The sequence below is a fragment of the Xanthomonas sp. CPBF 426 genome (assembly GCF_903989465.1).
Classification (GTDB): Bacteria; Pseudomonadota; Gammaproteobacteria; order Xanthomonadales; family Xanthomonadaceae; genus Xanthomonas; species Xanthomonas euroxanthea.
This window is the reverse complement of the sequence record NZ_LR861805.1, coordinates 3,494,533-3,518,627: the sequence shown is the minus strand read 5'-3', so window position 1 is coordinate 3,518,627 and position 24,095 is coordinate 3,494,533. Positions and strand designations below refer to the sequence as shown.

Here is a 24,095-nt window from a genome sequence, read left to right as displayed (position 1 = left end):
TTTTGTGGGTGTTTGGAAGCATGCCCTCATCCGCCCTTCGGGCACCTTCTCCCGCAGGCGGGAGAAGGGAGCAACAGCAACAGCAAGAGCAACAGCAACAGCAGGAGCAAGAGCAGGAGTAAGAGCAGGAGTAAGAGCAGGAGCAGGAGTAAGAGCAGGAGCAAGAGCAGGAGCAAGAGCAAGAGCAGGAGCAAGAGCAAGAGCAAGAGCAAGAGCAAGAGCAAGAGCAGGAGCAGGAGCAGGAGCAAGAGCAGGAGCAAGAGCAGGAGCAAGAGCAGGAGCAGGAGCAGGAGCAGGAGCAGGAGCAGGAGCAGGAGCAAGAGCCCGATCATGTTCTCAAGCACGCTAGGTGTGTCGTTCTCCGGCAAATCGACGGAGCACACCGAGGTCAGGCAAATGCCGCTGCCCAAGCCCCCGCCGGCAGCGACATCCCCTCTCCCGCCTGCGGGAGAGGGGTAGGGGTGAGGGCGCTTCCCGCGCGGCGATCTCCCACGCCAAAGCGCCATCGACACCGATGGCGCCACCCGGGCGGAACCGGTCACCGTGGCCATCCTCCTTCCGAGAATGTCGATGCACCACGCCGCCAAGACCGGATTCGCCAAGCGCCTGCGTCGTGAGATGACCGCCGCCGAGCGCGCGCTTTGGTATCGGTTGCGAGATCGGCGTCTGCTCGGCTTCAAATTCCGGCGTCAGGTCCCCATCGGGCCCTACATCGTCGATTTCGTCTGCCTCGCCCGGGCGTTGATCGTCGAAATCGACGGTAGCCAGCACCTGCTGCCGGGTGCGGATGCCACGCGCGATGCTTTCCTGCGCCGCGAGGGCTTCCAGGTGCTGCGCTTCTGGAATAATGCGGTGCTGGCGAGTGGCGACGACGTCTGCGAGATGATCGCGCGAGGTCTGCTTGCGGCTCGTTCTCCCTTTCCGCTTCCGTGCTTCGGAAAACACACGCACAAGGCCGTTGACATGTCCCAGACGCTCCGCATTGCCATGGCGCAGTTCGACTTTCCGGTCGGTGCCGTGGCGCGCAATACCGATCGCATCATCGACTTCATCGCGGCAGCGCGCGATGAGTTCGATGCGGACATCGTGCTGTTTCCCGAGCTGGCGATCAGCGGTTACCCGCCGGAAGATCTGCTGCTGCGGCCCGGTTTTCTGGCCCATTGCGAGGAAGCGCTGGCGCGCATCGCCGCCAGCACGCGCGGGGTCGTGGCGGTGGTCGGCTGGCCGCAGAGTGCCGGCAGCGTGGTCTACAACGCCGCCAGCGTGTTGCGCGACGGGCGCATCGAAGCGACGTACCGCAAGCGCGAGCTGCCCAATTACGCGGTATTCGACGAGCGCCGCTATTTCGACGTGGACCCGGATGGCGATAACTGCGTGGTCACGGTCAAGGGCGTGCAGGTGGGCGTGGTGATCTGCGAGGACCTGTGGTTTGTCGAGCCGTTGGCCAGGACCGTGCAGGCCGGCGCCGAGCTGGTGCTGGTGCCCAACGCCTCGCCCTACGAGCGCGGCAAGCATGCGCAGCGCGATGCCTTGCTGGCCGAGCGCACCCGCGAGAGCGGGGCGGCGATTGCCTATCTCAACGTGGTCGGCGGGCAGGATGCGCTGGTGTTCGACGGCGCCTCGGTGGTGGCCGATGGCGACGGCACCGTGCATCCGGCCGCCGCCGCGTTCGTCGATCAGTGGCTGGTGGTGGACTACGCCGCCGGCGAGCGCAGCTTCACTCCGGTGGTGTGGGTGGACGACGGCGACGAAAGCATGGATGCGCTGGCTTGGCGCGCCGTGGTGCGCGGGCTGCAGGACTACTGCCGCAAGAACGGTTTCAGCAAGGTGTGGCTGGGCCTGTCCGGCGGCATCGATTCGGCGCTGGTGCTGGCGATGGCGGTCGACGCGCTGGGCGGCGACAACGTCACCGCGGTGCGGCTGCCGTCGCGCTACACGGCCAATCTGTCCAACGACCTGGCCGACGAGCAATGCCGCGCGCTGGGCGTCAAGCTGGAAACCATCGCGATCGAGCCGGCGTTTGAAGGCCTGCTCGCCGCGCTGGGGCCGATGTTCGAAGGCACCCAGCCGGACATCACCGAAGAGAACCTGCAGTCGCGCAGCCGCGGGGTGATCCTGATGGCGCTGTCCAACAAGTTCGGCGGGCTGTTGCTGACCACCGGCAACAAGAGCGAATACGCGGTGGGGTACGCCACCATCTACGGCGACATGTGCGGCGGCTACGCCCCGCTCAAGGACCTGTACAAGACAGAAGTGTTCGGCCTGGCCAAGTGGCGCAATACCGTGGGCGGGGCGCCGGTGATTCCGCCGGCAGTGATTTCGCGCCCGCCCTCGGCCGAGTTGCGCGACAACCAGACCGACCAGGATTCGCTGCCGCCCTACGATGTGCTGGACGGGATCCTGTATCGCTACGTCGACCAGGAACAGTCGCGCGACGACATCGTCGCGGCCGGCTACGCCGCCGATACGGTGGAACACGTGCTGCGGCTGGTACGGCTCAACGAATGGAAGCGCCACCAGGCCGCGCCCGGGCCGAAGGTGTCGCGGCGCGCGTTCGGTCGCGAGCGGCGTTACCCGATCACCAATGGGTATTCTGGCCAGTAGCCCGATTGGCTATTGCGGTCGGTCGTCCGGCGCATTGGCCACCGCTGCGGCGGCCGGCGCCTGGGCGAAGCGGGTGAGCAGGTCCAGGGTCGGCTTGGGCCGCGTCAGGTCGTACATCAGGCCGAAATGGCCTTCGGCGCCCTCGATGCTGGTCTGGTCCAGCAATTCGTAGACGTTCACCTCGGACACCACGTCGGCGTAGTTGTCGCGCACGTTGCGCAGCAGGTGCGCCAGGCTGTCGTAGCAGCCGCGGTCGCCTTCCGCACCGCCGGTGGTGTTGCCGGTGTAGATCTCCGCACAGTTCAGCTCGTTGAAGAACACCGGCGTCTTGTAGGTCTGCGCGGCGGTGCGCAGCTGGCCCAGATACAACGTGCTCCAGTAGCCGGCGTCCTGGTGGAAGGCGTAGTAGTGGAAGCTGATGTGGTCGAAGTTGAAGCCGGCCGCCTTGGCCTTGGCCAGGAACCACAGCGAGCCATTGCGGTCACCCGGGCAGCGTGCGTTGGCGCTGCGGTCGTCGCTGTTGCAGGCGGTGATGTTGATGGTGAAGCGCAGGCCGGCGCCCAGTTCGTTGGAAGCCTGGCGCATGCCCAGGTACATCGTGGTCATCGCCGCGATGCGGGCATCGGCCTCGGCGCGCACCAGATCCTGTTCGTTGCCGATCTCCCAGACCTTGATGTCGGCCGCATAGCGACGCGCCAGCTGGTAACCGATCTCGCGCGACATCGGGTACACCATCGGGCGCAGCGTGATGCCGTACTTGCGCGCCAGCGGGACCAGCGCATCCAGCGTGGCGTAATCGCGCGGGTCCACATCGAAGCGGTAGCTGCGCAGATTGCGCGCGGCCAGCAGCTTGAAGCGGGCCTCGGCCTGGGCGATCGGGTAGGCGGAGCGGCTGTCGTGGGCGTTGACGCCGTAGACGATGGGAGCCGCGCTGGCGGTGGTGGTCATTGCCGCCAGCAGCAGGCCAAGCATGAACGGGACGATGCAGCGGGACATGCGGCCTCCTGGCGGGCGTCAGCGGGAATGATCTTGCCGAGGCCGAGTATAGGCAGCGCGCAGGCGCGGTTCGGTGACCTGGTGCCAGGTCTGGCGAGGTGAACGCAAGCGCGCTCGGCGGCGCGAGGACGCGTGGTGTGCAAGCGTGCACGTCCGTAGTGCGGGACGATCGATCTGTCGCTTGATCGGGCCTGGCTGTCGTCAGGCACGGCAGGCGCCTGCAACACTCAGTCGCGCCGCTGCCACCGGCATTGCGGCAGCGGCATTGCCGCAATAAGAAAAGGGGCCTTGCGGCCCCTTCTCATCACACCGGCGGCTGATCGCTCAGTCGCGGCTCATCTGTGCATTGCGCTGACCGGTGGCGGCGGACTTCTCGCCGGCGAACGGGTTGAGCTTGCGGATGGCCCACGGGTACTTCGGCCAATTGCCGGTCAGCCACGGATGCTGCGGGCTGTTGAGCTCCAGCACGCGGCGGGCATCGGCGGCCAGGGTCTTGTTGCCCAGGTGGGTGTAGGCCTCGGCCAGCACCGCCACCGCGTCGTATTGATAGGCGCTCTGCGGATAGGTTTCCAGCAGGTAGTTGGCGCGACCGGCCGCCGACACCCAGGCATTGCGACGCAGGTAGTACAGCGCGTTGTCCAGTTCGTGCTGGGCGAACACGTCGCGCAGCTCGATCATGCGCTTGCGCGCATCCGGCGCGTAGCGGCTGTTCGGGTAGCGGTCGGTCACGGTGTTGAAGTCGTTGTAGGCCTGCTGCGGCGAGGACAGGTCGCGGCGGCTCGGGTCCAGCGACCAGACGCGGCGCAGGAACACCGTGTCGCGGTTGCTGTTGGCCAGCCCGCGCAGGTAATAAAGGTACGAGATGTTGCGATGGGTCGGGTAGGTCCGGATGAAGCGGTCGACGCTGGACACGGTGTCGTCGTGCTTGCCGGCCTTGTACTGGGCGTAGGCGGTTTCGATCATCGCCTGCTCGGTGTACGGGCCGTACGGGTACTGGGCGATCAGGCGCTTGTAGCTGGCTTCGGCGCCGGCCCAGTTGCCTTTCTCCATCAGGTCGTGGCCCTTGCCATAGAGCTGCTCGACCGGCATGCCCTCGTCGGGATTCTTGTCCTTGGCGCCGCGGTGGCAGCCGGTGACGACGAACGCCATGACCAGCATGAGGGCAATCAGGCGCGCAGGCGCGGAAAACGTGGACCGTCGGATCATGGGTCTGGGCAGGACGCATCAGGAAAACGAGAGCGCGATGATAGCCTAGTGGCCTGTCCGGCGACTGACTCCCGCCGCCCGGACCCCCAAATTTCCGCTTTTGCCTGAGTGCCTGTGTCCATGTCCGACTCATCTGCCGACCCCCTCGACCCGTCCATCCGCCAGGCCATCGTGCCCGACAACGCCGCAGGACGCCGTTTCGACGCGGTGCTGGCCGAGCTGTTTCCCGAATTCTCGCGTTCGCGCCTGTCGGAGTGGATCAAGTCCGGCGATGCGCTGCTGAACGGGGAAATGGCGCGCCCGCGCGACACCTTGCGCGGCGGCGAGAGCGTGCAGGTGCAGGTGGTGCTGGAAACCCAGACCCATGCCGCGCCGCAGGACATCCCGCTGAGCGTGCTGTACGAAGACGAGCAGGTGCTGGTGATCGACAAGCCGGCCGGGCTGGTGGTCCACCCGGGTGCCGGCAACCCGGACGGCACCCTGGTCAACGCCTTGCTGTTCCGCGACCCGGCGCTGGCGGCGGTGCCGCGCGCCGGCGTGGTGCACCGGCTGGACAAGGACACCAGCGGGGTGATGGTGGTGGCGCGCACCGTGCAGGCGCAGACCGCGCTGGTGGAACAGCTGTCCGCACGCGATGTGCACCGCCAGTACCTGGCGGTGGTGGTGGGCGCGCTGGTCTCCGGCGGCACCGCCAATGCGCCGATCGACCGCCATCCGCGCGATCGGCTGAAGATGGCGGTACGCGACGACGGCCGCGATGCGGTCACCCACTACCGCCTGCGCGAGCGCTTCCGCGCGCATACCGCGCTGGAATGCCGGCTGGAAACCGGGCGCACCCACCAGATCCGCGTGCACATGGCGCACCTGAAGTCGCCGATCGTCGGCGACCCGCTGTACGGCGGCGCGCTGAAGCTGCCCAAGGGCGCCAGCGACGAACTGGTGCACGAGCTGCGTACCTTCAAGCGCCAGGCATTGCATGCCGAAACCCTGGAGTTCCTGCACCCGGTCAGCGGCGAGCCGGTGCGCGCCAGCGCGCCGGTGCCGGCGGACCTGCAGCGGCTGATGACCGCGCTGCGCGAAGACAGCGCACGCGCCGCCGAGCTGGCACGCCGCTGAGATGGCCGCCGCCGCGCCCTTCGTGCTGCCGGCCGACTGGCCGGCGCCGCCGCGCATCCATGCGCTGACCACGCTGCGCTACGGCCTGGGCGGCTCGCTGACGCCGTTCGACACGCTTAACCTCGGCAACCGCAACAGTGCCGAGGGCGACGTGCCGGAGCAGGTGGAACGCAACCGGGCGCTGCTGGTCGAGGCGTTGGCACTGCCCGGCACCCCGCAGTGGCTGCGTCAGGTGCATGGGGTGGAGGTGCTGCGCGTCGATGCGCCCGCGCCTGCGCCCGGCGAGTGGGTGCGTGCCGCAGGCACTGTCGCCCCAACAGCGCAGGAACCGGTTGCCGACGCAGCGGTGACCGCGGTGCCCGGCGTGGTGCTTGCGATCCTCACCGCCGACTGCCTGCCGGTCGTGCTCGCGGCCAGGGATGGCAGCGAAGTGGCCGCCGCGCATGCCGGCTGGCGCGGCCTGGCCGACGGCATGCTGGAGCGCAGCGTGGCGGCGATGCGCACGCCGCCACAGCAGGTGAGGGCCTGGCTGGGGCCGGCAGCGGGGCCGCAGGTGTATGAAATCGGCGAAGACGTGTTCAACGCCTTCGTCGCGCACGATGCGCAGGCACGCGCCGCGTTCGTCGCGACCCGCCCGGGGCATTGGCGGGTGGATCTGTATGCATTGGCGCGTCAGCGCCTGCAGCGTGTCGGTGTGCCGGCCAGCGCCATCCACGGCGGCGGGCTGTGCACCATTTCCGAGCCGCAACGCTTCTTCTCGCATCGTCGCGACCGCCGTAGCGGACGCATGGCCACGCTGGCCTGGATCGCGCCCTGAGCATGCCGTTGTTCGTGCTGGGGCCGGACGCGTTCGTGCAGCTGCCTGCGCCGGAGCAGCACGCGCGGTTTCTGGACTAGCGCCGCAGCCCGATGTGGGGGCGCACATGGGCGCGATGGGCTTACTGGTAATGCTTCGTCGCGCCCGGGTGCGCTCCTACGACTGCGCGCTGATTTCTATGATGGCTTGTTGATACGGAGGGTTGTTCGGCCGCGTGCGTTGGATCTGTGGTGGCGGACAGGCATGCCTGCTCGGTGTAGGAGCGCACCTGGGCGCGATGGGGCGTTACCGGGAAAGCCTTATCGCGCCCAGGTGCGCTCCTACGGTGATTCCGTGCCGGCGGCTTACGCTGCGGCGTTTCCGAAATCTGCGCGCACTACCTTCGGGTTGCCGCCGTGCGCAGGCTGCAGGCGGAAGATCGACACCGCATCGGCCAGGTCCACGGCCTGTTCTTCCAGACTGCGCGCGGCGGCGGTGGCTTCTTCCACCAATGCCGCGTTGCGCTGTGTGACTTCGTCCAGTTGCGCGACGGTGCGGTTGACCTGTTCGATGCCGCTGGATTGCTCGGCGCTGGCGGCGGTGATCTCGCTCATGATGTCGGTGACGTGTTTGACCGAGCCGACGATCTCGCGCATGGTCGCACCGGCGCGGTGCACCAGGCCCGAGCCGAGTTCGACCTTGTCGGTGGAGTCGGCAATCAGCGTCTTGATCTCCTTGGCCGCATCGGCCGAGCGCCGCGCCAGGGCGCGCACCTCCGAGGCGACCACCGCGAAGCCGCGGCCCTGCTCGCCAGCGCGTGCGGCTTCCACCGCGGCGTTGAGCGCCAGGATATTGGTCTGGAAGGCGATGCCGTCGATGACGCCGATGATCTCGCCGATCTTGCGCGAGGCGGTGCTGATCTGGCCCATGGTGGACACCACAGCGTCCATCACCTGGCCGCCGTTCTGCGCCACTTCGCCGGTGCCCACCACCAGCCGGTTGGCCTGCAGCGCGCTGTCGGCGTTCTGCTTCACGGTGGAAGTGAGTTCCTCCATGGAGCTGGCGGTTTCTTCCAGATTGGCGGCCTGCTGCTCGGTGCGCTCGGACAGGTCGGTGTTGCCGGCGGCGATTTCCATCGCCGCGCGGCGGATCGTGTCCGATGCGATCTGGATACCGCCGATGATCTCGGTCAGCCGGGTCACGGTCTGGTTGGTGTCGTCGCGCAGGCGCGCAAAGATGCCGTGCGCATCGCCGTCCACGCGCTGGGTGAGGTCGCCGTCGGCCAGGGCACCGATCACGCGCGCCAACGCGGCCAGGTGGGTTTCCACCGAGTCGTAGATGCGGTTGATGCCCTGGGCCAGCGACAGCAGCACGCCGTCCATGCCGTCGATCTGCATGCGCCGGCTGAAATCGCCGGCGGCGGCGGCATCGATGATCTGGATCAGCGTCTGCTCGGCGTTGACCTGCGCGGTGACGTCCACCCACTGTGCGATGGTGCCCAGCCTGGCGCCGTCGGCGGCGATGATCGGGCTGTAGACGAAGTCGATCTGGCGGCCGAAGAACGGCGCGCGCACCGCCTTGGAGGCGGTCAATGCGCGCATGCGGTCGATCGCGGCCTGGCTGTCCGGATAGATGTCGCCGATGCTGCCGCCGACGAACCCTTCGGCATGGAAGCCGGGGCGGAAGCTCTGCACATCCGGCTCGATCAGCTTGAGCATCGCCAGCAGCTTGCGGTTGGCAAACAGCACCTGGCCATCGTCGTCGGCGATGCGGATCATGGTGTCCAGGTCGTCCAGCGCCTTGATCACGAACTGGCCGTGGCGCAGGCCCTGTTCCATCACATCCAGGCGGATGGCCAGCTTGTCCTGGGTCGCCTGCAGCGCATGCAGCAACGGCGCGAGCTCGCCGGCGGCGTTGCGCAGATCCAGGCGCTGGAAGTGCCCGTCACCGATGGCCGTCACCGTGCCGACGGCCTGTTGCAGTTGCGCGACGTTGCGGCGGCGCGACCACCACCACAGCCCCGCACTTGCCGCGCCCAGCACCAGCAGCGCCGGCAGCAGGCGCGTCAACCCGGCCCAGGCGCCGCCGGGCAACAACATGGCCGCATGGAGCGTGAGCAGGGCCAGCAGCCCGAACTGTGCAGCCGCAGGCAGCCATGTGGCCCTGGTGAGACGCGCAAGGCTCCGGCCGGAAGGCGGGCGGGAGACGGCAGTGGCATCGAATGAGGGCGACATAGGCTGAGTCCAACGGAGTGATTCGGAGTGGGGAGCGCTGTCCTGCACTGCATGGGCTGCTATGGGGTATCGGCGGCCGAGCCCGAATCATGACGGCGTGAAATTGCCGTTCGTCGGAATCTGTCGGCCGTACCCCTGAAAACCCCGATGTGGTTGATTTGGAAGCGGTTTCAGTGCCGCCCGGTACACCGCAGAGCCGTGAGGTGTCACTAGACACCTGCCTCCAAATTGTAAATTCCACGTGAAATATTGATGGCTGCCGTCAACACTTCGTAGACCCGGCCTCCACGCCATTTGATCGCGTGCCTGTGACCAAGACTGGCCGCAGCGCCACGCCACGAATACACATCAAGGCGCGGGAATCGGGAATCGGGAATGGAGAATCGGGAATCGGGAATCGGGAATCGGGAATCGGGAAATAGGGAGTCGGATGCCCTACAGACCCAGATCAGCGAAACGCCACGAATAGACATCGAAGAGCGGGAATGGAGAATCGGGGAATCAGGCGACCCACAGGCCCAGCCCAGCCCAAACAGCGACAGGAAGACGCTTTTCCCGATTCCCGATTCCCGATTCCCGATTCCCGATTCCCCAATCCCCAAAAAAAAACCGGCCATCTCACGATGGCCGGTCTATCGATACCTAACTAGCTGACGCTACACCGGCTTACTTCGCCGGCTTGGCGCCTGCCTCGTCCGGCAGCGCCCAGGCGATCACGCTGTCGCCCGACTTGGTTTCCATGCGGTCGTGTCCGCCCACCGCGGCCACGATGTACTGCTTGCCGTCGATGGTGTAGCTCAGCGGCGCGGCCTGCGGGCCAGCCGGCACGCGGGTCTCCCAGACCTGCTTGCCGGTGCGGGTGTCGAAGCCGCGCATGAAATCATCCAGGGATGCGCCGATGAAGGTCACGCCGCCAGCGGTGGCCAGCGAGCCGCTGTTGTTGGGCGTGCCGATCTCGAACTTTGTCTTGGACGGGATGCCCATCGGGCCCTGGTCGTAACCGGTGCCCAGCGGACGGCGCCAGATCACCTGCTGGGTGCGCAGGTCCACGCCGGAGATGTAGCCCCACGGCGGTGCCACGCACGGCGTGTTGAGCGGCGACATCCACGGCTCCTTGCGGGCGCCGTAGGCCAGACCCTTCTGCGCCATGTAGCCGGGCGTCTTGCTCTTGCCGTCGAACACCGATACCACGCCCAGCTCATTCATCTTTTCGCGGGTGTAGACCTGCAGGGTGTAGGGCAGGCGATTGCTGTTCATCACCATGATGCCGCGCTGCAGATCGACCGAGACGCCGCCCCAGTTGATGCCGCCGTGGTTGCCGGTGAAGGCCAGCGAGCCTTGCAGGGTCGGCGGGGTGAACATGCCTTCGTAGCGCAGCTGCTTGAACTGGATGCGGCAGGCCAGCTGGTCGAACGGGGTCATGCCCCAGGCATCGGATTCGATAATGGTCTCGTAGTCACGGCTCGGCGCGCCCACGGTATTGGGCATGCCCGGCGAGATCGGCTGCGTGGCCGCGGTCCAGTCGCCGTGATCGGTGCCCTGCGGCACGGCGATCTGCTTGACCGGCATGAGCGGTGCACCGGTGGCGCGGTCCAGCACGAACACCTGGCCGGACTTGGTGGCCTGGATCACCGCCGGGCGGGTACCGCCACCGGCCACCGGCCAATCGACCAGGTTCGGCTGCGGGCCGATGTCGTAATCCCACAGGTCGTGGTTGACGGTGCGGAAGTGCCAACGCTCCTTGCCGGTGGCCGCATCCACCGCAACCAGCGAAGCGGTGTATTCCTCATCCTGCGGGGTGCGGCCCTTGCCGAAGAAATCACCCGAGGCATTGCCGGTCGGCAGATACACCAGGCCCAGCTCGTCGTCGGCGGACATCAGCGACCACACGTTCGGGGTCGAACGGGTGTAGGTCTGCCCGGCCGGCGGCTCGGCGGTAATCGCCGGGTTGCCCAGGTCCCAGGCCCAGCGCAGCTGGCCGGTGAGCGCATCGAAGCCGCGCACCACGCCCGACGGCGCATCGCCTTCCTGGCCGTCGCGGACCTGGCCGGTGGGCTGGATCACCACGCCGCGCATCACCACCGGCGGCGAGGTCGGGCCGACGAAGCCCGGCTTGGTGTTGCCGGTGCCGGCGTTGAGATCGACAAAGCCGTTGGTGCCGAAGCTGGTGCACAGCTTGCCGGTCTGCGCGTCCAGCGCGCCGAGGCGGCCATCGACCATCGGCCAGAAGATCCGCGTCGGGCACTCGGCGGTGCCTTGCGGCGCCTGGTAGTACGACACGCCGCGGCAGGTGGTGGCGGCAACGCCGGCCATCGCCTTCGGATTGGTCTGCGGGTCGAAGCGCCAGCGCTCCTTGCCGTTGGCCGCCTCCACCGCGATCACCTTTTGGGTCGGGGTGCAGATGTAGAGCAGGTCGCCGACCTTGAGCGGGGTGTTCTGGAAGGCGTAGCCCAGCTTGGAGCCGGCCGGCTTCAGGTCGCCGGTATGGAACTCCCAGGCCACCTTCAGATCCTTGGCGTTTTCCGGGGTGATCTGCGCGCCGGGGGTGTAATGGTTGGACAGGTTGGAGCCGGCATACGCGGTCCAGTTGCTGGCATCGTGATTGGCCGCGACGTTGCCGTCCGGGCTGGGCACGTTGCCGCGGCTGAAGGGCGTTGCGTTCTCGGCCGGCAGCGTGGAGGCATCGGCCAGTTCGACATTGCGCGGTGCCAGCAACGGCCACAGGATCAGCGTCGCACCCAGGATCGGCAGCACGCCGGTCACCAGCACATAGCCAAGCCCCGACAACGGCTGCATGCGGCGACGGGCCACGCCCCAGAACGGCAGCAGCACCAGCCCCAGCACCGATAGCCAGGCCAGACGCGGGACCAGACCCCAGCCATCCAGGCCCACTTCCCACAGCGCCCAGGCGATGGTGGCCGCCAGGGTTGCACCAAACAGCCACAGGCCGGCACGCTTGCCCAGTGCCAGCAACACGCCGGCCAGGAACAGGCCGATGCCCGCCAGCAGGTAATACCAGGAACCACCGACGGCGACCAGGCGGCCGCCCTCGTAGGCAAGCACCGCACCGAGCACGGCGATCACCACGGCATAGACCACCAGCAACCAGGTGCCTAGTCCACGTTTTGAGGATTGATCAGTCATTTTGAGATGTCAGGAAGGACCCAGGCACCGGCAGGCGATGGCGAGTCGTGGAGGGAGAAAGATCACAGGCTGGCGAAGGGCGGCCCGTGTTCTAACTAAAACGTCCTAAACAAGAACGTCCGGATATGAACGCGCAGCCCCTCCCAGGTTCTCAGCGCTACTCATGTGAATATTTTAGACCGCAACGACGCTCGTGTCCGTGACGGAATGGGAACCAGTGTTCAGACCGTGCATCGCAGCGCGGGAAGTGCTTAAAACCGCAGGGATGGAGAGTGCCGGTGATCTCAGGCGGTTCTGGTGGCATTGGCGCGTGGCGACAAAATGCGTCATCCGGCTGTAACTCTAATTTGTTATTGACGCAAACGATGAGGCGGGATTCGGCATTCGGGAATGGCGAGTCGTGCATGCCGGGATTTTCGACTCAGGAATCTTCCACTTGCACCGGCAGACGTATTCTCATCACCCTTCAGGCACTTTCTCCCGATGCAAGAAAAAAGGCGCCGGCAGTGCGCGGCGCCTGAGTGTGCTGGTCGCGGTGTGCGCGGGTCGCGTGTTGCTGGTAACGCGCAAATCCCGAGTCAGATATCGGCCAGCGCCTGCAAATACCGCTGGCGCCAGTGGTTGATGTTGTTCTTGCGCAGATGATCCATCATCGCCCGCCAGCGCTCGATGCGCGTTGCCAACGGCATGCTTGCGGCGGTGGCGATCGCATCGGCCACGCCGTCGAGATCGTGCGGATTGACCAGCAACGCTTCCTTCATTTCATCGGCGGCACCGGCCAGCAACGAAAGCACCAGCACGCCGGGATCCTGCGGATCCTGCGCTGCGACAAATTCCTTGGCGACCAGATTCATGCCATCGCGCAGCGGCGTGACCAGACCGACCGAGGCGGCGCGATAGAAACCGGTCAAGGTCGCATGGCTGAAGTTCTGATTGACGTAGCGTAGCGGCGTCCAATCCGGCTCGGCATGCCCGCCGTTGATATGGCCTGCGATCTGCTCCAGTTGCCCGCGCAACCGGCGATATTCGTTGACATCGCCGCGCGACACCGGCGCGATCTGCAGGTAGGTCAGGCTGCCGGACTGCTCCGGGTAGCGCTCCAGATAGCGTTCGAACCCCTGGAAGCGTTCCGGCAGGCCTTTGGAATAATCCAGCCGGTCCACGCCGATCGCCAGTTGCCGGCCGCGCAGGCTTTCGCGCAGGTCGCGCACGGCCTGCTTGCCGACCGAGGCCTTGGCCTGGTTGGCGATCAACTCAGTATCGATCCCGATCGGGAAGGCCGCGGCACTGAAGCGACGCCCGCCCGGGCCCTCGACGATGTCGCCGTCCAGGATGCGGCCGCCGCCGAACAGGCGCACATAGGCCTTGAAGCGCTCGGCGTCGCGCTGGGTCTGGAAGCCGACCAGATCGTAGGCGTAGAACGTGCTGAACAGGCGCGCGTGATCGGGCATCGCCTGCATCAGGTCGGCCGAGGGCATCGGCACGTGCAGGAAGAAGCCCATCTTGCAGCCCACCCCCAGCTCGCGCAGCATCGCGCCCAGCGGGATCATGTGGTAATCGTGGATCCACAAGGTGTCGCTGTCCTTCAACAACGGCGCCAGCTTTTCGGCGAACAGCCGATTGACCCGCATATAGCCTTCGCGGGTGGCGCGGTCGTAGTCGACCAGGTCCAGGCGGAAGTGCAGCAGCGGCCACAGCGTGCGATTGGCAAAGCCGTTGTAGTACGAATCGATGTCACGCTTGTTGAGGTCCATGGTGACGAACTTGATGTCGCCCTCGGTCTGCTCGTGCATGCCGCCGCTGTCGCCGCGCACGGTCTTGCCGCTCCAGCCGAACCACACGCCGCCGCGCTCCTTGAGCGCCGCCAACAAGCCCACCGCCAGGCCGCCGGCACGGTTTTCGCCGGGCACCGCGACGCGGTTGGATACCACCACCAAACGACTCATGACGCCTCCTGCCAGCTGCGCGACAAGCGCATCGCTGCGATGATCAAGCCCACATGCGAATAGGTCTGGGGGAAATTCCCCCAGGCTTCGCCGTCTTCGAACGATAGATCCTCGGACAGCAAGCCGAGGTGATTGCGGCGCGAGAGGATGCGCTCGAACAATTCACGCGCCTCCTCCTTGCGACCGATTGCGGCCAGCGCGTCGATGTACCAGAACGTGCAGATGGTGAAGCTGGTTTCCGGCTCACCGAAGTCATCCGGTGCGATGTAGCGGTACAACGCATCGCCATGCTTGAGTACGCGTCCGACGGCTTCGACCGTGCGCACGAAGCGGCTGTCGTCGTTGGCGACGATGCCGATATCGGCCAGCAGCAACAGCGATGCATCCAGGCGATGACCGCCCAGCGTATCGGTGAAATGACCGCGTTCCTCGCTCCACGCCTCGCTCAGCACGCGTGCGCGGATGGTGTCGGCGCGCTCGCGCCAGTACACGCTGCGCTCGGGCAGCACCAGCCGGTCGGCGATCTTGGACAGCCGGTCGCAGGCAGCCCAGCACATCGCAGCGGTGTAGGTATGCACTTCGGCGCGGCCGCGGAATTCCCACAGGCCGGCGTCGGGTACGTCATGCAGCGCGAACGCGCGCTCACCCAGCGGCTCCAGGCGGCGGAAGGTATCCGCATCGCCCTGATCCTTCAGGCGCAGATCGAAGAACAGCTGCGTGGATGCCAGCACCACGCTGCCATAGACGTCGTGCTGCTGCTGGATCCAGGCCAGGTTGCCGCGCCGTACCGGGCCCATGCCGCGATAGCCGTCCATCGTCTCGACTTCGTGCTCTTCCAGCTGCGATTCGAAACCGACGCCGTACAGCGGCTGCAGCGTGCCGTCGGCGGTGGCGATGTTGAAGATGTAACCGATGAACTGCTCCATCGTGCGCGTGGCGCCCAAGCGATTGAGGGCACGCACCACGAACGCAGCATCGCGCAGCCAGCAGTAACGGTAATCCCAGTTGCGCGGGGTGTTGGGCGCTTCCGGGATCGAGGTGGTCATCGCCGCGATGATCGCGCCGCTGTCCTCGTACTGGCACAGCTTGAGCGTGATCGCACTGCGGATCACCGCTTCCTGCCAGTCCAGGGGAATCGACAGGTAGCGCACCCATTCGCGCCAGTATTCCTCGGTGCGTTCCTGCGCTTCCTGCACATAACCGGTGAGCGAGCGGGTCAGCGATTCGTCCACGCCCAGCACCAGGTTGACCGGGTGGCTGAGCACGAACGGCAGGCCGTCGCGCACGAAGCGGACCGGCACATCGGTGGTCAGGCGCAGGGTGAACTCGGGAAGCACCCAGCGGATGTGGTTGCTGCCCCAGGTGGTCTCCGGGCTGCGGCCACCCCAGTCGGCCAGCGGGCGTGCGCGCACGATGATGCGCGGGTTGCCGGCCAGCGGGCGGATCTGCCGGATGATGCTGACGGGCCGATAGAAGCGCCCGTTGTTGCGCCAGCGCGGCGCGAAGTCGATGACTTCCACTTCGCCGCCGTGGCTGTCGCGCAGCACGGTGCGCAGCACGGCGGTATTGGGCAGGTAATGCTGCTCACTGCTGGCGAAATCTTCCAGCTCCACCGCGAAGTCGCCGCCTTCGCCCTTGGGCGAGAGCAGCGAACAGAATGCCGGGTCGCCGTCGAAGGCTGGCAGGCAACTCCACACCACACGTGCCTGCCGATCGACCAATGCCCCAAAGCTGCAGTTGCCGATGACGCCCAGATCCAGGTTTGGCTCGGTCATGGAGTGCGAACGATCCTTTTGAAGAGAAGAGGGAAGCGCGCCGCGCTCACGCCTGGCGCGCGTTGCGTTGCAGCCACGCATGCACGTCGGCGGTACCGTCGACGCGGAAGCGCGCGCTGGTCTGGGCGCGATCGCCGACCAGCACGCTCCAGCCGCCGAGACGATTGGCCGCTTCGAAGCCGAATTCGTCGGTGAGGTCATCGCCGACGAACACCGGCGTGCGGCCGGCAAATGCGCCGTGCTGCATCAGCTGTTCGACCGCCAGCCCCTTGTTGCTGCCTTCGGGCACGAATTCGACCACATGGTCGCCCGGTTGCAGGCGATAGCCGGAAAGCTGGGCGATTTCCTGCTGCGCGAAGGCGAGCACCTCGGGGCCGGCGAGCGGTTGCGCGCGCCAATGCAGCGCGACGCTGACGCCCTTGTCTTCGACCAGCACACCAGGGTGCCGGTGCGTGAGTGCGGCGGCGCGTTGGTGCAGGCCATGCAGCCACTCGGAGGTGTCCTGCGGCATTGCCGCGCGCGCAGCGATGTCGCTGCGAAGTTCGTGTCCGTGCAGGCCGGCGGCCGGGAGCAGCAGCGGCGCGAACAAGGCGTCCAGCTGCGACAGCGGTCGTCCGCTGACCAGTGCCACTGCGCCATGCAGGCGCTCGCTCAGCTGGCCGATGGCCGCGCGGACCTCGGGCAGGAGCCGCACAGCCTCGGGGCTGTCGGCAAAGTCGATGAGGGTACCGTCCACGTCCAGAAACAATGCACAGGCATCGTCCAGCAATGGCGGCGACGGAAGGGGGGAGTGCACGTCTGCCATCGCGCTAGTGTGCGCAAAGCGATGTGATATTCAGGTTATGCAACAGCGGGGATTGGGGATTCGGGAGTGGGGATTGGCGCCTAGTCGCCCTTGCCAATCCCCCAATCCCGGCGTCAGAAGGTGTAGCGCACCCGTCCATACCAGTACGCGCCATTGCTGCCGATCGGCGAGAGCACGTCGTAGGGCAGGTTGCCGAAGTAGGCGATGTCGTCGATGGAACGGTCCGAGTAATTGTCGAGGATGTTCTGGCCACCGATCGCCAGCGTCCATTGCGCGCCCAGGTGGTACTCGGCTTCCAGGTCCAGCTGCCACTCCGCGCCGTAGGTCTGGCGTGGCACGAAGCCGCCGCCGAAGTCGAACACGCGCGTCGCACTGCCGTAGCGGTTGACGCGGGTCTGCAGGTTCCAGTGCTCGTTGTTCCAGTTGGCGGCCAGCGCGGCGCGTGTGCGCGGCGCCGCATCGGTGAGCGTGTTGCTCTCTTCGATGCCGAACAGCACGTAGTCCGGGTCCAGCGCGAGCAGCTGCGCCGGGGTGCCGATGACGTTCTTCAACTCGGTCTTGGCGTAGCTGTAGGTACCGGTCAGCAGCAGGTCGCCGCCGAAGGCGTACTGGCGCCAGTTGCCGACCAGCTCGGCGCCGCGGGTGCGGGTGTCGGCGGCGTTGAGGAAGTAGCTGGCGCTCTGCACACCGCTGACGCCGAAGTTCTGCTGCACGAAGTCCGTCAGCGCAGTGCCGGTGATGTCTTCGGACAGCGCGATGCGGTCGTCGATGTCGATCTGGAAGAAGTCCAGCGACAGGTCGAAGTGATCGCCCAGCTGGCTGGTGAAGCCCAGGCTGTAGTTGAGCGATTTTTCCGGCTTCAGGTCGGTGGCGCCGAGCGCGCGGGCGATCGGGTTGTAGACCGACAGCAGGCGGCCCTGGGTCAGGCGACCGGCCGCGTCATAACCGGTGGACGTGGCTTCGTAGCCGATCTGGCTGAGCGAGGGTGCACGCACGTTGTTGGAGACCGCCCCGCGCAGCGCGAATGCCGGGGCGAACGCATAACGCGCGGCCAGCTTGCCGGTCCACTGGCTGCCGAAATCCTGGTAATGCTCGTAGCGGCCGGCCAGGTCGGTGGAGAACTTGTCGCCGAACTGGCTGGACACGTTGGCATAGGCGCTGGCCACGTTGCGCGACAGGTCGGCCTCGTCCTGCGGGCTCAGGCCGCCGCCGGCCTGCGAGCCGGTGGGGCGATCGGTGAACGGGCCGGCCGCATAGCTGGCCGGGTCGCCGGCGTGGGTGCGGTATTGCTCGCGGCGGAACTCGGCGCCGGTGCCGAAGGTATGGGTGGCGCCGGCCGCATCGAACACCCGGGTCAGATCCAGGTTGGCCACGGTCTGCGCAAAGGCGAAATCGCCGGTCTTGAAGCGCGTGGTGCTGCCGGGGCCGAGCGAGGCGTTGAGCGAATTGCGCAGCCGGTAGGTGAAGTCGTTGCGGCCGTAGTTGACGCTGGCGTCGTAGTCCCAGTCGCCGAGCTGCCCACGGGCGCCGGCGACGATCTGCAGATCGCGATTCTCGCCTTCGGAAATCGGACGGTAGCCGTTGGGGTAGATCTCGCGCCAGTTGGCGCTGCCATCCGGGTAACGGAAGTAGTTGGCGCCTTCGGTGTCGCGCTGGTTGTAGGTGCCGAAGGCGTAGAACTCGCCGTTGGCGCTGAAGGGGACCTTGGTGTTGAGCCAGGCGTTCAGGCCCTTGGTGGCGCCATCGCCGAGCACGTAGTTGCGCCGGCCAGCCAGGGCCAGGTTGGCCGGGGTCTGTTCTTCGAACGGTGGAATCTGGTCGAAGCCGGCGCGATTGGTCGCTTCGCGATTCTTCAGCTCCAGGCCGACCTTGAAGAAGCCGCCGTCATCGCCGAGCAGCGTGCCGACCTTGGCGCTGGCGTAGCTGGTCTGGCCATCGGTGACACGGCGGTTGATCGGCTCCACATCGGTGTTGTAGGCGCCGAAGCTGGCTTCCAGCTCGCCGCGCTCGGGGTTGTCGTCCAGGATCACGTTGATGACGCCGGCGATGGCGTCAGAGCCGTATTGCGCGCCGGCACCGTCGCGCAGCACTTCGATGCGCTTGATCGCATTGATCGGGATGGAATTGAAATCCACCGGCGTGGTGCCCTTGCCGATCTTGCTGTCGGTATTGACCAGCGCCGAGGTATGCCGGCGCTTGCCGTTGACCAGCACCAGCACCTGGTCGGGCGAGAGGCCGCGCAGCTGCGCGGCGCGGATATGGTCGGCGCCGCCGGAGTTGGACTGGCGCGGGAAGTTGAACGAGGGCAGCAATGCCTGCAGCGCGCTACCGAGCTCGCCATTGACCACGCCGGCCTTGCGGATGTCCTCGGCCGTGAGCACGTCCACCGGGACGGTCGATTCCAGCACGGTGCGGTCGCTGGCGCGGGTGCCGGTGACGATCACGGTGTCCAGCGTGGTGGCGCCGGGGGCGGCCTGCTGGGCCTGTGCATTGGCGCTCAACGCGGCCGCGACGGCCAGGCCGATGGCCGAAAGGGTGGGGCGGGTCATGTCTCTCTCCTGCAACAGCAACTGCGAACGCGCCGCGCGGTCGGCATCCGGCCGGGCAGGGCGCAAAGGGGTTCGGATCGTCCACATTCATCCGGATAGAGAGATATTATCGCGTTGTTCAGGCGCGTGCGAGATGGCACAGTGCGCGCACGCCGGCATCAGCTGATGCCGGCCCTGCATGAGCCTGCCCCCGATCCGTCGTAACCGTACCCGTTGTGGAGAAGTCGATGAAGTTGCTGCCGTCCTGCCTGCTTGCCGCCACGCTGGCGCTGTCCGCCTGCGCCACCACCCCCGGCGGCGCGCCGGGGTCGACCACTGCCAGCCTGCAAGGCGATGCGGCGCGGCCGGCGACGGCGCACGGTTGGGTGCGCAGCGAGCTGTACTTCGGTGTGGGCGAGGAGACCGGCCCGGCCGATCGCCCGCAGACCCGCACCATCGACGACACGCAATGGCGCGCGTTCCTGGACAAGGAAGTGACCCCGCGCTTCCCGGACGGGCTGACCGTGTTCGATGCCTACGGCCAGTGGCTGTTTCGCGGTGCCAAGGAGCCGAACCGGCTGGGCACCAAGGTGCTGGTGATCCTGCACGAGGACACCCCGCAGCGGCGCAACGACATCGAGGCGATCCGCCTGGCCTGGAAGCAGGCCACCGGGCACCAGTCGGTGCTGTGGTCGCGGCAGGCGGTGGAGGTGTCGTTCTGAGTGGCGCCGCTTGGCGCGGCCGCCGTACCTGCGGTGCGACCGCGGCGTGGGCAGCGGCACCGGCGAGTGCTGCGCGTGCGGTGCAATGATGCGCCGCATCCGTGCCTTTACAGCGGGCAGGTTCGTGCTGGGCGAGCTGCCAGACCGGGTGACCATGCGCCTTGAGGATCTGCGCCGGCTGCGTGTGCGCGCTGCCGACGTGTGGCTGTCGACGGCGCTCTTCGGCCTGTCGTTCGCGGCGATGGCACGCGACACCAGCGTGCAGGTGACGATCGATGCGTACACGCATGCCACCGCCACGCTGGTCGGCGAAGGCCTGCATGTGGTGTTCACTCCGGGCGGCAAGGAGCAATGGCTCGACGCGAATGTGGACGACGGCGAAGGCGGTGCCGGCGTGGACAGCGACGACTACAACTTCGACGGACACCCGGATCTTGCGGTGTCGGCGATGCTCGGCCAGGTCAACGAAGCGGTGCTGGTATTTGTATTCGATCCGGCGCAACGGCGCTTTCGTGCGCTGACCGCGCCCACGCGCCCGGCGGTGCAGTGCGAAGGCTTCTTCAACCTGACGCCCGACAAGTCGGACCGCAGCGTGACCAGCTCCTGCCGCAGCGGGCCGATGTGGTATGCCGACGTGTATCGCTACGCGGCCGATGGGCGCCTGTATGTGGCCACGACGCAGCAGCCGATCGCCTCGCCCGACATCCAGACCTTGCTGGATCCAGGCAGCGACGATGGCATGCCGCTGTCGGTATGGCCGCGCTATGACGCGCGTGGCGTGCGGGTGTCCAGCGCAATCGGCACCACGCTGGACGCGCCGATGCCGGTGCAGTTGCACGTGCAGGTGGCGCGGCTGCCGCTGTACGCCACACCTTCGGCGACCAGCACCAAGCGCTATCTGGTGCAGGGCGATCGGGCCGATGCGCTGGATGTCAGCGCCGACGCCACGCGTGTGCAGGTGCGCTATCGCAGTGCCAACCGCGGCGATATCGTTGGCTGGATCGAGGTCGAGGCGGCGATGAAGTAGCGTGTGTCGCTACCTCAAGGCCGCCGCGCACAGGGCTGGCAGGCGCAGTCGCGGCGACACGCTCTGATCCACCGTGGCGCTGTCGCGCGCGATGAGCAGCGGCTACCATCGGCCGATCCCCACGCTTCCTGGCTCCCATGTCGGCCCCTTCCTCGCGTACTGCGGCATCGCCGCGCTGGTTCGTCGCCGGCGACCTCAATGGCTTCTTCGGCCTGGTCGTCGACAATCTCTCCATCCTCGGTTTCATTGCGATGGCACTGGTCGGGATGTTCCAGTTCCCGGCCGAGGTGGTGTTCGGGCGCATGTTTCCCGGCACCGCGTTTGGCGTGCTGGTGGGCAACCTGCTCTACACCTTGATGGCGCGGCGGCTGGCCGCACGCAGCGGGCGCGACGATGTCACTGCAATGCCGCTGGGCCTGGATGCGCCGACCAGCATCGGCATGGCGCTGTTGGTGCTGGGCCCGGCGTTCGTCGGCTTCAAGGCGCAGGGGCTGGACCCGCAGGCGGCCGCCATCGCCACCTGGAAACTCGGCATGGCCTCGCTGGTGGTGATGGGCCTGCTCAAGCTGGTGCTGTCGTTCGTCGGCGAGGCGGTCACGCGCGCGCTGCCGCGTGCGGCCTTGCTCGGTTCGATCGCCGGCATCGCGCTGGTGCTGATGGGCCTGTTGCCGCTGCTGGAAACCCTGCGTTCGCCGGTGGCCGGCTTCGTCACCCTGGGCCTGCTGTTGTACGTGCTGCTGGCCAAGGGCCGGCTGCCGACCAAGTTGCCCGGCGTGCTGGTGGCGTTCGTGATCGGCACTGCGTTGTATTACGGGCTGGGCCTGGCAGGCCTGGGTGCGCCGGGCTTTGCCGTGCCTGCGTTCACGCCGCCGAAGATCGTGTTGCCGTTACCGAACCTGGGCTTCATCGACGGCCTGCCGGCCACCGTGGCGTATCTGCCGTTGCTGCTGCCGTTCGGCCTGTTGATGGTGGTGGGCGGCATCAATGTCAGCGAGAGCGCACGCGCCGCAGGCGATGACTACCGCACCCGCGACATCCTGCTGGTGGAAGCCTTGGCCACGCTGGTCGCCGGCGTCTGCGGCGGGGTGGCGCAGACCACGCCGTACATCGGCCAGCCGGCCTACAAGCACATGGGCGCGCGCTCCGGTTACACGCTGCTGACCGGCCTGTTCGTCGGCATCGGCGGCATGCTCGGTGTGATCTCCGGGTTGGTGCAGTGGCTGCCCTTGGCGGTGCTGGCACCGATCATCGTGTACGTGTCGATCGACATCACCACGCAGGCGTTCCAGGCCACGCCCAGGCAACATGCCGGCGCGATGGTGCTTGGCTTTCTGCCGTCGGTGGCGTACCTGCTGACCATCAAGGCGCCGGGCTGGATCCCGCCGGAGCAGCTGGTCGCACTCACCACCAAGCTCGATGGGCACGGCCTGCCGGAGCTGGCGGTGATCTTCGCGCTGGGTAACGGCTTCATCATCACCGCAATGCTGTGGATCGCCACGGTGGTGGCGATGATCGATGGCCGGCTGCGCCGCGGCGCGGTGTTCCTGCTGGTGGCCGCCGGGCTGACGCTGTTCGGCCTGATCCATTCGGTGGACCCGCGCGGCGGCATCTATCTGCCATGGTCGCTGCACGGCCTGGCGCGCGCGATCAGCTGGCAGTTCGTCGGTGCCTATGTCGCGCTGGCGGTGACCCTGCTGCTGCTCTCGTTGTTGCCTGCACGCAAGGACACGGTGCAATGATGTCCCGCTCAGGTGTATTGCGCGTGCTCATCGGTGGCGCCCTGTTGCTTGGCACCGGCGGCGCCTGGGCGACGTCGTTCGATTGCAAGCAGGCAGGTACAGCGGTCGAGAAACGGCTGTGCGCGGTGCCGGCGCTGGGCACGCTGGACGATCAGATCGACGCGTCCTATCGGGCGCTGGTGGACACCACGCCGCGGCACGCGGTCGCTGGCGTGCGGGATCAGCAGCGCGCCTGGTTGCGGCAGCGCAATGCCTGCGCGCAGGACGCCAAGCTGGACGGCTGCCTGCAACGCACATTGAAGGCCAGGGCCGATGCGTTGGCCAAGGCGCTCGTTGCGCAGCAGCAGGCACTGGACCGCATCATCGCCGCGATTCCTGCCGCGCCTGCCGACGCCACGCGCCAGTTGCAGGGCTACGACACGCCGCTGGCCTCGGCGTGGCTGGCCTATCTGCATCAGTTCGTTCCGGCCGCGGGGGTGGATGCGGCGCTGGCGGATGCGCGGTTTGAAAGCGCACGCAAGGCGCTGCGCAAGGTCGACGACTTTGCCGCATCCCTGCTCGACGACGTGGAGGGCGTGCCTGCCATGCAGCCGCAGGAACGTATCCTGACGTTGTTGCGGATGTGGATCGAGCGCGACGACCGCGATCAGCGCCCGTACGTGCATTGCTTCATCTTCGCTACAGTGGGGGAGCCAGCATATGAGGCGTTCGGCTCGCTGTATGGCTCCACCCGCGACGGGTTCGCGCCCATCTGCGAGCCGCCGGGCGGCCTGTTTGCATTGGCCAGCTGGAAGCAGCTGGATGCCGGCTTCGACGGGTTGATCCAGGCCCTGGGCAAGGACGCAGGCACCATTCGCTACGCCAGTTACGCGGAGTGGAAAATCATCGCGCTACGCGCGTCGGTGTCGCCGTTGCTATACCTGACCCCGGCACTGCGCAAGCGCTACGGCGACGATCCGGACAAGGCGATTGCCGCCTGGACCGGGGAAGACAGCGATTGGCCGGCGGCACAGCGCAAGGCTGTGCGCGCGTTGCTACCGAAGGTGCGCGCCGACACTGCCGCATGGCTGGTGCGCGAGAAGCGCCTGCCTGCGAAGCAGGCCGAGCAGGCGGCCGCCGCAATCGTGGCGGCCTGGGTGAATGCGCGGCTGGATTTCGGAGGCTGAGAGCGGTGCGCACGCCTGCTCGCGGATTTCAGGCGGGCGGTGGCGTCGCTTGATGCGGCAACGCCGGTCGTCCTGGGCCGAGACCAGGCGATGTGAATGAGCCAGAGCCAAGCTAACGCCAAAGGCAAAGCATGCGATCTGGGGCTTGGCTGCAGGGCCCTTGCCCGCCCACCATCGCGGGACACGCCGCAAGTACGTCCTTGTAGGCTCCGGCGCGGCATCCATGCCGCTCAGGGTCCCGCGACGGTGAGCGGGCAAGGACCAGTCGAGAGGGTCGGTGTGCATGGAAGA

The 24,095-nt window shown here is 66.9% G+C and carries 16 protein-coding genes and 1 pseudogene; 8 read left to right on the top strand and 9 right to left on the bottom strand.

From position 1 onward, the window contains the following. Window positions 1–26: 26 nt before the first annotated feature. Window positions 27–344 carry a hypothetical protein gene (locus tag H7A87_RS14955; RefSeq protein WP_147421062.1) on the bottom strand — a complete coding sequence of 106 codons (318 nt, stop codon included), beginning with the start codon at window positions 342–344 and terminating at the stop codon, window positions 27–29. Window positions 345–570: 226 nt separating this feature from the next. Between H7A87_RS14955 and H7A87_RS20720 the strand changes: the two are divergent. Together H7A87_RS20720 and H7A87_RS14950 are read left to right on the top strand one after the other, a co-directional pair. Further along, window positions 571–930, top strand: a pseudogene (locus tag H7A87_RS20720) (DUF559 domain-containing protein); the annotation flags it as partial. A gap of 33 nt (window positions 931–963) precedes the next feature. Beyond that, window positions 964–2,604 (top strand): NAD+ synthase, encoded by a 1,641-nt coding sequence (locus H7A87_RS14950; protein WP_166763409.1) that lies wholly within the window; start codon window positions 964–966, stop codon window positions 2,602–2,604. Between the two features lie 9 nt (window positions 2,605–2,613). Here H7A87_RS14950 and H7A87_RS14945 read toward each other — a convergent pair whose 3' ends face one another. Beyond that, complete coding sequence (locus tag H7A87_RS14945; RefSeq protein WP_119127597.1) at window positions 2,614–3,600, bottom strand: hypothetical protein; 987 nt, start codon at window positions 3,598–3,600, stop codon at window positions 2,614–2,616. Between the two features lie 324 nt (window positions 3,601–3,924). Then, a complete protein-coding gene (locus tag H7A87_RS14940) occupies window positions 3,925–4,806 on the bottom strand; it encodes an outer membrane protein assembly factor BamD (RefSeq protein WP_104583641.1) in 882 nt (293 codons plus the stop codon). A 120-nt stretch (window positions 4,807–4,926) separates the two neighbouring features. Between H7A87_RS14940 and rluD the strand changes: the two genes are divergently transcribed. Together rluD and pgeF are read left to right on the top strand one after the other, a co-directional pair. Continuing rightward, a complete protein-coding gene (gene rluD, locus H7A87_RS14935; RefSeq protein WP_119127599.1) occupies window positions 4,927–5,922 on the top strand; it encodes a 23S rRNA pseudouridine(1911/1915/1917) synthase RluD in 996 nt (331 codons plus the stop codon). A gap of 1 nt (window position 5,923) precedes the next feature. Then, a complete protein-coding gene (gene pgeF / locus H7A87_RS14930) occupies window positions 5,924–6,739 on the top strand; it encodes a peptidoglycan editing factor PgeF (RefSeq protein WP_119127601.1) in 816 nt (271 codons plus the stop codon). A 344-nt stretch (window positions 6,740–7,083) separates the two neighbouring features. Here pgeF and H7A87_RS14925 read toward each other — a convergent pair whose 3' ends face one another. From H7A87_RS14925 to H7A87_RS14900, 6 genes are all read right to left on the bottom strand, one after another. Next, entirely contained in the window at window positions 7,084–8,952 is a 1,869-nt protein-coding gene (locus H7A87_RS14925) for a methyl-accepting chemotaxis protein (RefSeq protein WP_119127602.1), read from the bottom strand. 666 nt (window positions 8,953–9,618) lie between these two features. Then, entirely contained in the window at window positions 9,619–12,057 is a 2,439-nt protein-coding gene (locus H7A87_RS14920) for a glucose/quinate/shikimate family membrane-bound PQQ-dependent dehydrogenase (RefSeq protein WP_180497034.1), read from the bottom strand. Window positions 12,058–12,674: 617 nt separating this feature from the next. After that, window positions 12,675–14,042 (bottom strand): alpha,alpha-trehalose-phosphate synthase (UDP-forming), encoded by a 1,368-nt coding sequence (gene otsA, locus H7A87_RS14915; RefSeq protein ID WP_104583636.1) that lies wholly within the window; start codon window positions 14,040–14,042, stop codon window positions 12,675–12,677. Beyond that, on the bottom strand, window positions 14,039–15,817 hold the full coding sequence (locus H7A87_RS14910; protein WP_104583635.1) for a glycoside hydrolase family 15 protein: 1,779 nt from the start codon (window positions 15,815–15,817) through the stop codon (window positions 14,039–14,041). The genes otsA and H7A87_RS14910 overlap by 4 nt, the downstream gene beginning before the upstream one ends. 46 nt (window positions 15,818–15,863) lie before the next feature. Next, entirely contained in the window at window positions 15,864–16,622 is a 759-nt protein-coding gene (gene otsB, locus H7A87_RS14905; RefSeq protein ID WP_119127608.1) for a trehalose-phosphatase, read from the bottom strand. 113 nt (window positions 16,623–16,735) lie between these two features. Continuing rightward, window positions 16,736–19,171 carry a TonB-dependent receptor gene (locus tag H7A87_RS14900; protein ID WP_119127989.1) on the bottom strand — a complete coding sequence of 812 codons (2,436 nt, stop codon included), beginning with the start codon at window positions 19,169–19,171 and terminating at the stop codon, window positions 16,736–16,738. 227 nt (window positions 19,172–19,398) lie between these two features. On the opposite strand from H7A87_RS14900, the gene H7A87_RS14895 reads away from it, so the two are divergent. The 4 genes from H7A87_RS14895 to H7A87_RS14880 all read left to right on the top strand — a co-directional run bounded on the left by H7A87_RS14895 (window position 19,399) and on the right by H7A87_RS14880 (window position 23,804). Continuing rightward, window positions 19,399–19,872 carry a DUF3574 domain-containing protein gene (locus H7A87_RS14895; RefSeq protein WP_104650216.1) on the top strand — a complete coding sequence of 158 codons (474 nt, stop codon included), beginning with the start codon at window positions 19,399–19,401 and terminating at the stop codon, window positions 19,870–19,872. A 154-nt stretch (window positions 19,873–20,026) separates the two neighbouring features. Next, window positions 20,027–20,899 (top strand): hypothetical protein, encoded by an 873-nt coding sequence (locus tag H7A87_RS14890; RefSeq protein ID WP_232087980.1) that lies wholly within the window; start codon window positions 20,027–20,029, stop codon window positions 20,897–20,899. 137 nt (window positions 20,900–21,036) lie between these two features. After that, entirely contained in the window at window positions 21,037–22,638 is a 1,602-nt protein-coding gene (locus H7A87_RS14885; RefSeq protein WP_119127612.1) for a hypothetical protein, read from the top strand. Continuing rightward, complete coding sequence (locus tag H7A87_RS14880; protein ID WP_119127613.1) at window positions 22,638–23,804, top strand: lysozyme inhibitor LprI family protein; 1,167 nt, start codon at window positions 22,638–22,640, stop codon at window positions 23,802–23,804. Before H7A87_RS14885 ends, H7A87_RS14880 begins: the two co-directional genes overlap by 1 nt. Window positions 23,805–24,095 lie beyond the last annotated feature (291 nt).

What these genes read in the sequence shown, in the direction of transcription:
- H7A87_RS14880 (WP_119127613.1), top strand. Translation starts at nt 22,638, where the DNA reads ATGTCCCGCTCAGGTGTATTGCGCGTGCTCATCGGTGGCGCCCTGTTG.
- H7A87_RS14940 (WP_104583641.1), bottom strand. Translation starts at nt 4,806, where the DNA reads ATGATCCGACGGTCCACGTTTTCCGCGCCTGCGCGCCTGATTGCCCTC.
- H7A87_RS14895 (WP_104650216.1), top strand. Translation starts at nt 19,399, where the DNA reads ATGAAGTTGCTGCCGTCCTGCCTGCTTGCCGCCACGCTGGCGCTGTCC.
- H7A87_RS14910 (WP_104583635.1), bottom strand. Translation starts at nt 15,817, where the DNA reads ATGACCGAGCCAAACCTGGATCTGGGCGTCATCGGCAACTGCAGCTTT.
- otsB (WP_119127608.1), bottom strand. Translation starts at nt 16,622, where the DNA reads ATGGCAGACGTGCACTCCCCCCTTCCGTCGCCGCCATTGCTGGACGAT.
- H7A87_RS14950 (WP_166763409.1), top strand. Translation starts at nt 964, where the DNA reads ATGTCCCAGACGCTCCGCATTGCCATGGCGCAGTTCGACTTTCCGGTC.
- rluD (WP_119127599.1), top strand. Translation starts at nt 4,927, where the DNA reads ATGTCCGACTCATCTGCCGACCCCCTCGACCCGTCCATCCGCCAGGCC.
- pgeF (WP_119127601.1), top strand. Translation starts at nt 5,924, where the DNA reads ATGGCCGCCGCCGCGCCCTTCGTGCTGCCGGCCGACTGGCCGGCGCCG.
- H7A87_RS14945 (WP_119127597.1), bottom strand. Translation starts at nt 3,600, where the DNA reads ATGTCCCGCTGCATCGTCCCGTTCATGCTTGGCCTGCTGCTGGCGGCA.
- H7A87_RS14925 (WP_119127602.1), bottom strand. Translation starts at nt 8,952, where the DNA reads ATGTCGCCCTCATTCGATGCCACTGCCGTCTCCCGCCCGCCTTCCGGC.
- H7A87_RS14890 (WP_232087980.1), top strand. Translation starts at nt 20,027, where the DNA reads ATGCGCCTTGAGGATCTGCGCCGGCTGCGTGTGCGCGCTGCCGACGTG.
- H7A87_RS14900 (WP_119127989.1), bottom strand. Translation starts at nt 19,171, where the DNA reads ATGACCCGCCCCACCCTTTCGGCCATCGGCCTGGCCGTCGCGGCCGCG.
- H7A87_RS14885 (WP_119127612.1), top strand. Translation starts at nt 21,037, where the DNA reads ATGTCGGCCCCTTCCTCGCGTACTGCGGCATCGCCGCGCTGGTTCGTC.
- otsA (WP_104583636.1), bottom strand. Translation starts at nt 14,042, where the DNA reads ATGAGTCGTTTGGTGGTGGTATCCAACCGCGTCGCGGTGCCCGGCGAA.